Here is a 12,950-nt window from a genome sequence, read left to right on the forward strand (position 1 = left end):
TACGCAACAACGCCGTACGGGCCAGTAGTGAGTGATAGGGAAAGTAACGCAAGGGGAAGGCGTCACAGTTGTCATATCGCCCTAGCCGCGGCTGGCGTTAGAGACTGTGGCCCTGCGAGCGGATTTCGGGGGTAAAGCGCGGGGGTGGCGTGGTGCGGAGGCTTGGGCAGCACGAGGCCAGCTACTGTGGGAGGTATGAGCGTTTTATCTCCCCTGAGTACCTGGCCCGTCGAGCACCTCGGTGCGGCGCTGCTGCACCGCGGCGAGGTGGTGGAAGAAGCAGGCGAGATGCGCCGCGAATTCCCCGTGGCCTCAGTGACCAAGCTGGTGGTGGCCTACGCCGTGATGATGGCCGTGGAGGAAGGCGCCGTGGAGCTGGATCAGCCCGCCGGCCCGGAGGGCTCCACGCTGCGCCACCTCCTAGCCCATGCCTCTGGCGTGGGCTTCGATAGCCGCAGGCCCCAGAAGCCCGTGGGGCAGCGCCGCATCTACTCCTCGGCCGGCTACGAGTGGGCCGCCGAGGTGGTAGAGCGCGCCACCGAGATGCCCTTTGCCGAGTACTTGAGCGAGGGCGTGTGCGCGCCGCTGGGCATGAATGCCACGCGCCTGGAGGGCTCGGCCGGCCACGGCCTTATCTCCACCGTGGAGGACCTCGCCGCCTTTGCCGCGGAGGTCGACCACCCGCAGCTACTTGATCCCTCCACGGTGCAGGAGATGCGCACGGTGCAGTTCCCGGGGCTGCGCGGCATCGTGCCGGGCTACGGCCCCTTCAAGGACTGCACGTGGGGCCTGGGCTTTGAGATCCGTGGGGATAAGGAGCACTGGATGGGCGGGCTGCCCGCGCAGACCGTGGGGCACTTTGGCATGTCCGGCACCTACCTGTGGCTCGCTGGGGACTGGGCCATGGTGGCCCTGACCGATCACGATTTCGGCGACTGGGCCAAGCCCCTGTGGGCCGAGACCAACACGCGCATTTGGAAGGAGCTTGCCAGCTAAAGCTCGCCGGCTAAAGCTCGCGAGCTACAGCGCGGTACCTACTCGGCATCGGCTTGGGCGCCCGTGCCCGGCAGGGTTCATAAATTTAGCCCTAGAAGTGCAGTCCAGGGCTAGACTTTTGAAATTTACGCCATGAGTGAGCGCTGGGCTCCTGCGCCTCGAGCGGGCCCAAGCTCCGCAAGCCATGGTGGCGCGCGGTGGGAGGTGGGCGGTCTGGGGCGTCGGCCAGCGCTGGTAAGCGCCGCGCACAGCTGGGGAAGATGGGGGAGGAGGTAGCCCCGCGCTAGATGTGGCGCGTGAATGCTCGTGGGGCGCATGTTAAAGATGTGGCAAAAAATGGCCCTCACCTGGGGATAAGTCTCAAGCTAAGGTTGAGCAAACGGGGGTTGAAGTGACTGTTAAGGGTTGAAGGGACGCGTGTCAACGGGGGAGAATCGCAGCATCGCACCCACCACGTGGGTGCCGGATTCTTGACGTCACATCTTTGAGACGCCCGGAGACACAACAGACAGTTCGTTGGGGAAGACGAAGCTCGTCTTGTGTCAGCATTCGCGCTGGCGCCGTCACCACGTCAAAAGGAGAAACGGAGTGAATCCACGCGTTCAGCCAGCCGCGGAGGCCGCCAAGCCGCACGGAGGCCCTCATATCGGGAGCCCATGTGTGGAGGCAGCCGGGGCTGACACGTGGCCGGGCCGCATGACCGGGCACGTGCGTACAGCTGTGCTCACCGTCGCGGGAATGCCCCGCCGCGTGCGCCCAGCAGTTGAGCATGCCATGGCGCGTTGCATCCGCAGCGAGTCAGAGTTCATCGTGCCCGGGGATGATCCCCTCACCGCCCAGTGGTGCACGCGCTGGCACCGCGACGCCGTCTGGGACGCCGTGGTCGGGGCGTTTATCAGCGCGCCCGGAATCGGCTGCCACCAGGTCATCACCGGCACGCCGGAGGAACTCGAGGCCTTCGAGAGGGCCTTGGGCGTCCTGGCCGCCGAGTACGGATTTCAGGCGAGCGTCGACAGCGTGCGTTAGGCGAAGGGATCGAGGACGTTCTTCGCAATGTCTGCCACCGAGTCAACCACCTTGGTGGGGCGGTAGGGGTAGGCGGCGATGTCGGAGTCGTTGCTGATACCGCTGCGCACGAGGATGGTCCGCAGGCCCGCCTCGAGCCCGGACTTGACGTCGGTGTCCATGCGGTCACCGATCATGACGGTGTTTTCCGAGTGAGCGCCAATGTTGTTCAGCGCGCTGCGCATCATCACCGGGTTGGGCTTGCCCACGTAGTAAGGCTCTTGGCCAGTCGCGGTCGTGATGAGGGCAGCCACCGCGCCCGTGGCCGGCAGCACGCCGCTGGGGGCCGGGCCGGTGACGTCCGGGTTGGTGGCGATGAAGCGCGCGCCGTTGCGGATGAGGTTGATGGCGGTGGTGATGGCCTCAAAAGAATAGGTGCGCGTCTCACCCAGCACCACGAATTCGGCGTCGGTCTCCGTGAGGATCCAGCCTGCCTCGTGCAGCGCGGTGGTCAGCCCGGATTCACCCACCACGTACGCGGTGCTCGAGCCCTCCTGGCCGGCGAGGAAGGCCGCGGTGGCCGTGGCCGAGGTCCAGATGCGCTCCGGCGGGATGTCCAGCCCGGTGTTGTGCAGGCGCGCGGAGAGATCCCGCGGGGTGGACATCGAGTTGTTGGTCAGCACCATGAACTCGATCTCGTTATCCAGCAGCGCCTTGATGAAGGCATCGGCGCCCGGGACCATCTCGCCCTCGCGGATGAGTACGCCGTCCATGTCAGACAGGTAAGAAATCACTCTTGCTTCTCCTCTACAAATGAGACAAGGTCACCCACGGTGTGCAGGGAGTCCATCGCGGCCTCGTTGAGGCGCACCCCGCAGGTCTCTTCAATGCGAATGGCCAGCTCGATGCGCTCCAGCGATTCCACGCCGAGATCCTCCAGGCGCATGTCGCGCTCGATGTCGGCGTCTTTGTCGCCGCCGGTGGCTGTAGCGATGAGTCGAACAATCTGGCCGTAGGTATCACCTGCCGCATCCTCCTTCGCCGCATTTTCCTTGGACGTGGGCGAAGCGTTGCCGAAGCGGGCCTGGAGCTGTGCGGAGAGGTCATTAGCCATGGCCTCCAGCATAGTGCCTACTATGAGTAGGCCATGGTTATTCGTCAACGTTCCTCCATCATCGCGCGCAGCTGGGGCCGGCGGCTGCGCCCGACGGTGCGCGCCATGGAGCGCGACGTCCACTCCCGGCTGCACGACGCCCACACCGAGCCCGGGCTGACCAACCTACGCGCCAGCGGTTTCGTGGACAACGACGGCGTGCGCATCGCCTGGTACGAGTGCGGCGCCCCAGCCGAGACCGCCGAGGTCACCGTGGTCTTCGTGCACGGCTACAGCCTGTCGTCGGAGAGTTTCTACTCCCAGGCCAACTTTGTGCGGGAGAACTTCCCCCAGGCTCGCTGCCTGCTGGTGGATCTGCGTGGGCACGGCCAATCCAGTGAGGTCCCGCCTGCGCGCTGCACCATCTCCGCGGCGGCTGACGACGTCCTCCGCGCCATCGACGCCCGCGCCCCGCAGGGTCCGCTGGTCATCGTGGGCCACTCGCTCGGCGGGATGGTAGCCCTCAACGTGATTCGGAGGGCCAGGAGGGATGTGGCTACGCGAATGGCAGGCGCGGTGATCATCTCCTCCTCGATGCGCCGCTTCGCCGCCCGCGGCTTTGCCAAGATCCTGCACTCGCGCACCATGGGCTGGATCTACGAGCTGTGCCTGCGCCTGCCCGAGCGCATGGACCGGGTGCGCTTTGAGTTTGCCTCGGTGTGCGCGCCGGTCTTTGCCGCGTTGCTGCAGGGCTTTCCGCAGATGGACAAGCTGCAATTCCACGTGGCGATGCTGCTGGATACCCCGCTGTCCAGCTACACCGGATTCTTTGATGATCTGCAACGCCACTCGGAGTTCGGGGCGGCAGCCCGTCTGCGCTCCATCCCGGGCGAGGTCGTGGTGGGGGACATGGACATCGTCACCCCGCTCTCGCAGTCGCAACTCCTCGTCAAGCACTGGCCGGGTGCGATGCTGAGCACGGTGGAATCCGCCGGCCACATGGTGATCCTGGAGGAGCCGGAGGAAGTCAGCCAGGCCATCGGCCGGGTGCTGAAGCGCGTGCTGGAGGGGGAGGGCTAGACGCCCTCCCCAGAGGCTGAGGCTGAATCTTAGTCCTCGTCCTCGGAGGCGGCGGTGGTCTGCGTCGGGTCATCGAGGGCGAGTTTGGCAGCTGCCTCCTCGACCACGGAGCGCTCAACCTTGCCCTCGCGGGCCAGGCCGTCCAGCACAGCGACGACGATGGATTCGGCGTCGATGTTGAAGAAGCGGCGCGCGCCCTCGCGGGTATCGGAGAAGCCGAAGCCGTCCGCACCCAGGGTGATGTAGGTGCCCGGAACGTAGGGGCGGATCTGCTCCTGCAGGTCGGTGGCGAAGTCGGAGACCGCCACGAACGGTCCCTCGTGGCCCTTGAGCTGGGAGGTAGCGAAGGCCTCTGTGGCCACCCCACCCTTGCGCAGGGCCTCCTTCTGGCGGGCGGCGCCGTCGCGAGCCAGCTTGACCCAGGAGGTCACGGAGAACACAGAAGCCTTGACGTCGTAGTCCTCAGCCAGGATCTCCTGCGCGCGCAGAGCCTGGTAGACACCCACGCCGGAGGCCAGGATATTGGCCGGGATGGAGCCGGACTCCGCCGTGTTGTAGTGGTAGATGCCCTTGTGCAGGCCCTCGACGTCGAGGTTCTCCGGCTCGGCAGGCTGGCGCACCGGCTCGTTGTACACGGTGATGTAGTACATGATGGGCTCGGAGTTCTCGCCGTACATGCGCTCGATACCGCGCGGGACGAGGTGGGCGATCTCGTAGCCAAAGGCGGGATCGTAGGCCTCGACGGCCGGGTTGGTGGAAGCCAGGATCGGGGAGTGGCCGTCCATGTGCTGCAGGCCCTCGCCGGTCAGGGTGGTGCGGCCCGCGGTGGCGCCGATGATGAAGCCGCGGCCCAGCTGGTCGGCGGCTGCCCAGAAGGAGTCACCGGTGCGCTGGAAACCGAACATCGAGTAGAAGATGTACAGCGGGATCATTGGCTCGCCGTGGGTGGCGTAGGAGGTCGCCGCCGCGGTGAAGGAGGCGGTTGCGCCGGCCTCAGAAATGCCCTCGTGGAGGATTTGGCCGTCGGTAGCCTCGCGGTAGCTGAGCATGAGGTCGTGGTCCACCGGCACGTAGTTCTGGCCGCGCGGGTTCCAGATCTTCAGGGTGGGGAACCAGGAGTCCATGCCAAAGGTGCGGGCTTCATCCGGAATGATCGGCACAACGCGCTTGCCCAGCTCCTTATCGCGCATGATCTCCTTGAAGGTGCGCACCAGGGCCATGGTGGTGGCCACGTTCTGCTTGCCCGAACCCTTGCGCACGGAGCGCAGCTTGGCCACATCCGGTGCCACCAGCGGCTCGAACTTCTCGCGGCGCTCCGGCAGGAAGCCGCCGAGCTCGTTGCGGCGCTCGAGCATGTACTTGATCTCGGGAGCGTCGTTGCCCGGGTGGTAGTAGGGCGGCAGGTAAGGATCGGCCTCGAGGACTTCGTCGGAGATCGGGATGCCCTGCTTATCGCGGAAGAGCTTGAGGTCCTCCAGGGTCAGCTTCTTCATCTGGTGGGTAGCGTTGCGGCCCTCGAAGTTGTGGCCCAGGCCGTAGCCCTTAATGGTGTGGGCCAGGATGACGGTCGGGCGGCCGGTGCCGGCGTAGCTCAGTGCCTTGGCGTAGGCGGCGTAGATCTTGCGGTAGTCGTGGCCGCCGCGGCGCAGTGCCCAGATCTCGTCATCGCTCATGTCCTCCACCAGCTTGAGCGTGCGCTCGTCGCGGCCGAAGAAGTGCTCGCGGACGTAGGCGCCGTCGTTGGCCTTGAAGGTCTGGTAGTCACCGTCGGAGGTGGTGTTCATGATGTTGACCAGGGCACCCTCGGTGTCCTTCTCCAGCAGCTTGTCCCAGCCGCGGCCCCACACGATCTTGATAACGGACCAGCCAGCGCCGCGGAAGAAGGACTCCAGCTCCTGGATGATCTGGGTGTTGCCGCGCACGGGGCCGTCGAGACGCTGCAGGTTGCAGTTGATGACGAAGGTGAGGTTGTCCAGGCCGTAGAGCGCTGCCATCTGCAGCAGGCCGCGGGATTCGGGCTCGTCCATCTCGCCGTCACCGAGGAAGGCCCACACGTGCTGCTTGGAGGTGTCCTTAATACCGCGGGTCTCCAGGTACTTGTTGAAGCGAGCCTGGTAGATGGCGTTCATCGGGCCAATGCCCATGGACACGGTGGGGAACTCCCAGAAGTCCGGCATCAGGCGCGGGTGCGGGTAGGAGGGAAGGCCCTTGCCCTCGCCGCGGGAGTGCTCCTGGCGGAAGCCGTCGAGGTCTTCCTCGGTGAGGCGGCCTTCCATGTAGGCGCGGGCGTACATGCCCGGGGAGGCGTGGCCCTGGAAGAAGATCTGGTCACCACCGGAGGGATCATCCTTGCCCTTGAAGAAGTGGTTGAGGCCGACCTCGTAGAGCGGGGCCGCACCGGCGTAGGTGGAGATGTGGCCGCCCACGCCGATGCCCGGGCGCTGCGCGCGGTGCACCATGATGGCGGCGTTCCAGCGGATCCAGCGGCGGTAGCGCTTCTCCAGCTCCTCGTCACCGGGGAACTCCGGCTCCATGGAGGTGGGGATGGTGTTGACAAAGTCAGTGGAGGTCAACGAGGGAAGCGGAACGCGCTTGGCGGTGGCGCGCTCCAAGAGGCGCAGCATCAGGTAGCGGGCGCGCTCCGGATCAGAGTTGTCCAGCAGCCCATCGAGGGAATCCATCCACTCGCGGGTCTCTTCTGGGTCACTATCGTGCAGATACGATGCGACACCGTCGCGGACGATTGGGAAGTTGGAGTCACCCTTTACGGCGTCCAAGTCGGCCATAGAAACCTCCTCGTTGGGATTTAACACAGTTTGCTCTACAGAATACGCGTCTGCGTGCACCCGTGTTAAGCATGCTGCCCCCGCGGAAGCTTTCGGCAGCGTATTATCAATTTCTTTACGCCGAATACGTAAGAAACTAGCCACATTGGCGCGAAATTACACGCGCTGGGCATTATGATTCGAGTCATGACGTTTACGACCCATTCGGAAGGAACTCACCCTGCGGTGGACGCCGCGGCCAAGCTGGGAATCAAGGAAGGACAGATTGCCCTTGAGCTTGGCTGGGACGAGGACTGTGATCCCGCCATCTCGGAGTCCATCGAGGATATTCTCGGGGAGGACTTCCTCGAGGAAGAAACCGACGAGCTCTGTGACGTCGTTGTCCTGTGGTGGCGCGCTGAGGACGGCGACTTGGTGGACGGGCTTGTTGACGCATCCCGTCCCCTCGGCGGCAACGGCAGCATTTGGCTGCTGACCCCGGGCGCTGGCAAGCCGGGCAACCTGGCGCCGGGTGAGATTTCAGAGTCCGCTCAGCTGGCTGGCCTCGTGCAGACCAAGGCCGACCGCCTCGGTGAGTGGCAGGGCTCCTGCCTGGTGGCCCGCGGCTACACCAAGAAGTAGCCCTATCCCGCGGGCGCATGCGCCCGCCCCGCTAAGAAATTTGGAACACAGCGCGCTTTAGGCTAACCTGATTCAAGCGCTTGAAGCGCCGCGCGGCTTTAGCTCAGCTGGAAGAGCAACTGGTTTACACCCAGTAGGTCGGGGGTTCGATCCCCTCAGGCCGCACCACAAAACAGTCCCCCTCTTGGCTCGTGAGAGACTAGGAGGGGGACTGTAGGTTTATCAGCCGCGGGGATGCTGAATCGGTGTAGAGGTCGGTGTAGAGCCCCAGCGCGCCACAATCTTGTCCAGCGCTGGAAAGTCCGGGGCGAAGAAGTCAGCGGCGTCGAACTCCGCCTGCGTGCCGTGGCCCCAGCCCACCAGGGCGGCCTTCATGCCCAGGGCGTGCGCGCCCTCGGTGTCGTGGCTGCGGTCGCCGATCATGAGGATCTCGGATTCTCGTCCGCGCAGGTTCATCTCATCGAGCACCCACTCGATGACGTGGCGCTTGGTGGGGCGGGTGCCGTGGGCGTCGTCAGCCCCGCCGATGTAATCGAAGTACTCGGCCACACCGAGGCGCTCGAGCATGCGCGTGGCCACGCTTTGGTCCTTGCTTGTGGCGGTGCACAGCGTGTAGCCGGCGGCCTTCCATGCCGGCAAGGCGCGCGCCCAGCCTGCAAAGAGCTGCGCCATGCGCCAGCCGAAGTCCCGGTAGTAGCCGCGGTAGATCTTCTCCGCGCGGTCGAGCTCCGCCGGCGGGATGCCGTGGGTGATCAGGTTCTCCCGCAGGGGTGGGCCGGGGAAGGTGCGCAGCGTGGCCTCATCGGGGATGGGGTGGCCCATCTCAGCGAAGGTACGGCGGGCGCACTCGGCGATGCCGGGGTAGGAATCGATGATGGTGCCATCGACGTCGATGAAGAGAATCATCTAGAAGCGCTCCTGGCCACGGGTGCGGAACTTCTCGTAGAAGTCCGGCTTGGAATCGCCGTAGCGCGAGCGGGCGCGGCGGTTCGGTGCCGGGGCAGAAGCGGCAGCACCCAGCGCGGCATCGGAAGACGTATCAGTATCCGCAGAACCCGCAGAACCCGCAGACTGAGCAGAATCCGCAGCTTCTGTGCTGGATTCATCGCCGGAATTCTTGCCGGAATCGGCGTCGGGGCCCTCTGGATCCGGGCCGGAGCCGGCCATCTCCCGCTCGGCGTGGGCAAGCAGCTCCTCCTCTTCGCGGGCGCGGCGACGCTCGCGGATCTCCGCCCACACAAAGTAGGCGAAGCCCAGCGGCGCCATCACGCCGAAGGCGATCCACTGATAGCCGTAGGAGAGGTGGTTGCCGCGGTCGAGCTGCGGGACCGGCAGGGCGTTGAGCTCGCCGGGCTGATCTGGGGAGAGCTGCACGTAGTCGGCGCCCAGCTCCGTGCCGGTCAGAGAGCCTAGCTGCTCAGTATTAATGGAGTAGACCTGCTGGTAGCCCTGCTCAGTGATGGGCTTCTTGGAATTCTCCGGCTCGTTGACGCGCACCATGCCCACGATGGTGGTCTCCTTGTCCGGCGCCGGCTCGATCTCCGGCACGGTGTTGCCTTCGTCGGTAGGCACCCAGCCGCGGTTGACCAGCATGGTCAGGCCGGACTCCGTCTGGAAAGGCACCAGGGACTGGAAGCCGGGTGCAGAGCCCACCGGGCGCAGACGCAGCAGCACCTCCTTATCCGGCAGGTAGTGGCCGGTAAGGCTCACCCGGGCCCACTCGCCGCCGCGGATGGAGCCATCGGGGTTGAGGATATCCTCCTGGGGCTGGGGCTCGGCAGAATAGGCCTCTTCGATGAGGTGGTTGCGCTCCACAATCTGCGCGTCTTTTCCCAGCTGCCACGGTGACAACACGGTGAAGCAGGCATAGGAAAAGGCGGCCACGAAGATGAGCATGAGCACCCATCCAGGTTTGAGGAACGTCTTGAGCATGGTGCTCAGTCTAGTCGCGCTGCTCGCGAATCCAATCGAGCAGGCCGGGGACCGCAGCCTCAATCTCCTTGCGCACCCGGGTGAAGTCCTCCTCGGTGCCGTAGTAGGGGTCCTCGACGTCCGCGCCCTCAGGGGCGTTGGGGTCGAAGCTGCGCATGAGGCGCACCTTCTCCGGGGAAACGCCGCGCTCGATGAGGGCCTCGCGGTGGCTGTTATCCATGGCGATGAAGAGATCGGCGTCCATGTGCTCCCCGCCCAGCTGGGCCGCGCGGTGGGAGGCGCCGTCATGCCCGCCGCGGCGCAGCTCGGCAATCGCTCGCGCGTCGGCGCTTTGGCCCACGTGCCAGCCGCCGAGGCCGCAGGAGGAAGTATGGGCGACGAGGTCCAGCATGTCGGTTTCCATCGCGTCGCGGGTGATGATCTCCGCCATGGGGGAGCGGCAGATATTGCCAGTGCACACAAACACGAGGTGGAGCATGGAGGGCGTGCGTGGAGGCGTCAAGGCTGCGTGTCCCTTTCAATGAAGTGGTCAGAGCGATTGCTTGGGGCTACTGATCAGGGGCTCTCTGCGAGGGCTCGTGATCACGGCTAGGGAGAGGAGGGAGAGGGAATAGAGCGTGTCTAGAACGAAAGCTAGGATATAGCAGCAGCGCGAAAGACACGAAACGAGCACAAAGGGAGTCCACACATGGCTGACACAACCTCTGGCGATGCCACCACTGTTGGCGCGGTGCGCCAGATCCTCCACGAGGCCTATCCACCGCACCTGGCGGAGAAGTGGGACGCCGTGGGGCTGGTCTGCGGGGACCCGGCGGCGCCGGTGCGCTCGGTGGCCTTCGCCCTGGATTGCACCCAGCAGGTGGCCGAGCGCGCCGTGGAGTTGGGCGTGGACATGCTGGTGGTTCACCACCCGCTCTTGCTGCGCGGGGTGACCTCGGTGGCGGCCGATACCCCCAAGGGCAAGGTGATCCACACGCTGATTACCGGCGGGGTGGCGCTGCTGGCCGCCCACACCAACGCCGATAAGGCCCGCCCCGGGGTCAACGACCGCCTGGCGGAGCTGGTGGGCATCACCGCCGGCCGGCCCATCGTGCCGGTGGAGCCCTACGAGGAGCTGGAGACCGCCCTGGGCCTGGGCCGGGTGGGCGAGCTGCCGGAGCCGATGACGCTGCGCGAGTTCACCCAGCAGGTGGCCAACGCCCTGCCGGACACGGAGTGGGGTGTGCGCGCCACGGGGGATCCGGAGGGCATCGTCAAGCGCGTGGCGGTCTCCAGCGGCTCGGGGGATTCCTTCCTGGAGGCTGCCTCGGCCCTCGACGTGGACGTGTACGTCACCTCTGACCTGCGCCATCACCCGGTGGATGAGCACCTGCGTGCCGGTGGGCCGGCGGTGGTGGACACCGCCCACTGGGCCAGCGAGTTTCCGTGGACCAGTCAGGCGCGCGATATTGTGGAGCACGCAGTGGGCGTGGAAACCCACATCATTGATTTGCGTACAGATCCGTGGACAATCTCAGCGCATAAGGAGAACTAAATGAAACTGACTCAGCAACTGCAACCCGTTCTTCTGGAACTGGCCAACCTGCAGCGTGCCCAGGACGCCGGCGGCCCCCAGGTGGTGCCGGAGCAGGAGGAGTATGAGGCGGCGCAGGCCAAGCATGCCCGGCTTGTCGACGCCGCCAGTGCCGCCCAACTCGCCGTGGACGATATGGAGCTGGAGATCCTGCGCATCCAGGCCGACGAGCGCAAGCTGCGCAAGCGCGAGCGTGACGATAAAGCCCAACTGGGTGCTGCCACGGATATCGAGCAGCGCCGCGATCTGGAGCACGATCTCTACGCCGCGAAGTCCCGCATCGCGGATCTGATGTCGGAGCTGCAGGAGGCACACAACGAAATCCACGCGCTGCGCTCCAACCGCGACGTGCACGGCGCGCGGGTCTCCGAGTCTGAGCGTCAACTCGAGGTGCTGGCCCGCGCGGCACAGGCCGCCGTGGAGTCCGCGGAGAACCAGGAATCCCCCGAGGTGCGCATTGGGCAGCTGCGCGAACAACTTCCCGCAGACGTGCTGGCCGAGTATGACCGCATGCGCACCGAAAACGGTGTGGGCGCTGCCAAGTTCAACGGCCGCGCCTGCGGCGGCTGCTTCATGGTGCTGCCGCCGGCTGAGCAGAACGCCGTGCGCAACGCCCCGGCCGACGAGCTCCCGCAGTGCGGCGATTGCGGCTCTTACCTGGTGCGGCAGGCTTCATGAAGCTCGTCATCTTTGCGGACGGCGGCTCCCGCGGCAACCCCGGCATAGCCGGCTCCGGCACCGCCGTGTACACGGCTGACCGCAAGACGCTGCTCAAGGAGATCGCCTACGTGGTGGGCACGAAGTCCACCAACAACGTTGCCGAGTATCACGGCCTGCTGCGCGGGCTGGAGGCAGCGCTGGAGTTGGGCGCGAGCGAGGTGGAGTTCTACATGGACTCCAAGCTCGTGGTGGAGCAGATGAACGGGCGCTGGAAGATCAAGCACCCGGACATGAAGGAGCTAGCGCTCAAGGCCCGCGCGCTCATCGATCGGCTCGACGTCTTTGAGCTCAGCTGGGTGCCGCGCGCGCAGAACAAGGTGGCCGATGCGCTTTCCAACGTGGCCATGGACGCCGCCGCCAAGGGCGAGCCCGTGGGCATCGTGTGCCGCGGCGAGGATCCGAAGGAGCCAAAAACGCCAGAGAAGCCGGAAAAATCCGAAGAGAGCGAAGCTGCGCGGCCCGAGGCCAACACCGCTGCCGTCTCCGCGCCCTCAGAGTGGGTGGAGGATTCCGGCGCGGTGACCCGCATCTTCCTCCTGCGCCACGGCCAAACGCCGATGTCCGCGGCCAAGCAGTACTCGGGCCACTCGGATCCCAGCCTCAGTGAGGTGGGGCACCGCCAGGCGCTCGCTGCCGCCCAGGCGCTGGCCGGGGTGGAATTCGACGCGATTCTCAGCTCCCCGCTGCGGCGCTGCCAGGAAACAGCTGCGGCAGTGGCCAACGGCCGCGACATCGACGTGGAAACCCGTGCGGACCTCATCGAGCTGGACTTTGGCCTCTGGGAGGGCAAGACCTTCGACGAGGCACACAGCGCCTACCCGGATCTGCACAGCCAGTGGCTGGAGGATACCTCCGTGGCCTGCCCGGGCGGGGAGTCGCTGCAGGCGCTGCACCGCCGGGTGCGCGCAGCCCGCCAGGATCTGCAGGCGCGCTACACGGGCAAAACCATCGCCGTGGTCACCCACGTCAACCCCATCAAGTCCTTCGTGCGCCAGGCGCTGGATGCCGGCCCGGTGACCTTCAACCGGCTGTTCCTGGATTTGGCCTCGATCACGGAGATGGAGTTCTGGGAGCAGGGCAGCGTGCTGCGCCGATTCAACGATGTGGGGCATTTGGGGGCCCTGAGCTAAACTAAAGCTCGCGA

The 12,950-nt window shown here is 65.7% G+C and carries 13 protein-coding genes and 1 tRNA gene; 8 read left to right on the forward strand and 6 right to left on the reverse strand.

The window, feature by feature from the left end; translation table 11 throughout:
* Nucleotides 1-195 precede the first annotated feature (195 nt).
* Together Q4E25_RS01500 and Q4E25_RS01505 are read left to right on the forward strand one after the other, a co-directional pair.
* Complete coding sequence (locus Q4E25_RS01500) at nt 196-996, forward strand: serine hydrolase (protein ID WP_303153257.1); 801 nt, start codon at nt 196-198, stop codon at nt 994-996.
* A gap of 774 nt (nt 997-1,770) precedes the next feature.
* On the forward strand, nt 1,771-2,022 hold the full coding sequence (locus Q4E25_RS01505; RefSeq protein WP_303153260.1) for a hypothetical protein: 252 nt from the start codon (nt 1,771-1,773) through the stop codon (nt 2,020-2,022).
* Here Q4E25_RS01505 and Q4E25_RS01510 read toward each other — a convergent pair.
* Nucleotides 2,019-2,795 carry an HAD-IIA family hydrolase gene (locus tag Q4E25_RS01510; RefSeq protein ID WP_303153263.1) on the reverse strand — a complete coding sequence of 259 codons (777 nt, stop codon included), beginning with the start codon at nt 2,793-2,795 and terminating at the stop codon, nt 2,019-2,021. The genes Q4E25_RS01505 and Q4E25_RS01510 overlap by 4 nt on opposite strands.
* Nucleotides 2,792-3,115 carry an acyl carrier protein gene (locus Q4E25_RS01515; protein ID WP_303153266.1) on the reverse strand — a complete coding sequence of 108 codons (324 nt, stop codon included), beginning with the start codon at nt 3,113-3,115 and terminating at the stop codon, nt 2,792-2,794. Before Q4E25_RS01515 ends, Q4E25_RS01510 begins: the two co-directional genes overlap by 4 nt.
* A 33-nt stretch (nt 3,116-3,148) precedes the next feature.
* Between Q4E25_RS01515 and Q4E25_RS01520 the strand changes: the two genes are divergently transcribed.
* Nucleotides 3,149-4,174: an alpha/beta fold hydrolase gene (locus Q4E25_RS01520; protein ID WP_303153269.1), complete on the forward strand. Its 1,026-nt coding sequence runs from the start codon at nt 3,149-3,151 to the stop codon at nt 4,172-4,174.
* 29 nt (nt 4,175-4,203) lie between these two features.
* Here Q4E25_RS01520 and aceE read toward each other — a convergent pair whose 3' ends face one another.
* Complete coding sequence (gene aceE / locus Q4E25_RS01525) at nt 4,204-6,960, reverse strand: pyruvate dehydrogenase (acetyl-transferring), homodimeric type (RefSeq protein ID WP_303153272.1); 2,757 nt, start codon at nt 6,958-6,960, stop codon at nt 4,204-4,206.
* 186 nt (nt 6,961-7,146) lie between these two features.
* On the opposite strand from aceE, the gene Q4E25_RS01530 reads away from it, so the two are divergent.
* Nucleotides 7,147-7,581 carry a DUF3052 domain-containing protein gene (locus tag Q4E25_RS01530; RefSeq protein ID WP_303153275.1) on the forward strand — a complete coding sequence of 145 codons (435 nt, stop codon included), beginning with the start codon at nt 7,147-7,149 and terminating at the stop codon, nt 7,579-7,581.
* Between the two features lie 92 nt (nt 7,582-7,673).
* Nucleotides 7,674-7,749: transfer RNA gene (locus Q4E25_RS01535), tRNA-Val, on the forward strand.
* A 54-nt stretch (nt 7,750-7,803) separates the two neighbouring features.
* Here the strand turns inward: Q4E25_RS01535 and Q4E25_RS01540 are convergent.
* From Q4E25_RS01540 to Q4E25_RS01550, 3 genes are read right to left on the reverse strand one after another with little or no spacing between them, the layout of a single operon-like run.
* Nucleotides 7,804-8,487: an HAD hydrolase-like protein gene (locus tag Q4E25_RS01540; RefSeq protein WP_303153278.1), complete on the reverse strand. Its 684-nt coding sequence runs from the start codon at nt 8,485-8,487 to the stop codon at nt 7,804-7,806.
* Nucleotides 8,488-9,513: an SURF1 family protein gene (locus Q4E25_RS01545; RefSeq protein ID WP_303153281.1), complete on the reverse strand. Its 1,026-nt coding sequence runs from the start codon at nt 9,511-9,513 to the stop codon at nt 8,488-8,490.
* A gap of 10 nt (nt 9,514-9,523) precedes the next feature.
* A complete protein-coding gene (locus Q4E25_RS01550) occupies nt 9,524-10,015 on the reverse strand; it encodes a low molecular weight protein-tyrosine-phosphatase (RefSeq protein WP_303153282.1) in 492 nt (163 codons plus the stop codon).
* Nucleotides 10,016-10,201: 186 nt separating this feature from the next.
* On the opposite strand from Q4E25_RS01550, the gene Q4E25_RS01555 reads away from it, so the two are divergent.
* The 3 genes from Q4E25_RS01555 to Q4E25_RS01565 are packed head-to-tail and all read left to right on the forward strand — an operon-like array spanning nt 10,202 to nt 12,936.
* Nucleotides 10,202-11,047 carry a Nif3-like dinuclear metal center hexameric protein gene (locus Q4E25_RS01555; protein ID WP_303153284.1) on the forward strand — a complete coding sequence of 282 codons (846 nt, stop codon included), beginning with the start codon at nt 10,202-10,204 and terminating at the stop codon, nt 11,045-11,047.
* Nucleotides 11,048-11,764 carry a zinc ribbon domain-containing protein gene (locus tag Q4E25_RS01560; protein ID WP_303153286.1) on the forward strand — a complete coding sequence of 239 codons (717 nt, stop codon included), beginning with the start codon at nt 11,048-11,050 and terminating at the stop codon, nt 11,762-11,764.
* On the forward strand, nt 11,761-12,936 hold the full coding sequence (locus tag Q4E25_RS01565; RefSeq protein WP_303153288.1) for a bifunctional RNase H/acid phosphatase: 1,176 nt from the start codon (nt 11,761-11,763) through the stop codon (nt 12,934-12,936). The genes Q4E25_RS01560 and Q4E25_RS01565 overlap by 4 nt, the downstream gene beginning before the upstream one ends.
* Nucleotides 12,937-12,950 lie beyond the last annotated feature (14 nt).

Origin of the sequence: Corynebacterium sp. (assembly GCF_030532325.1) — a bacterium.
In the GTDB taxonomy this organism is placed as follows: Bacteria; Actinomycetota; Actinomycetes; order Mycobacteriales; family Mycobacteriaceae; genus Corynebacterium.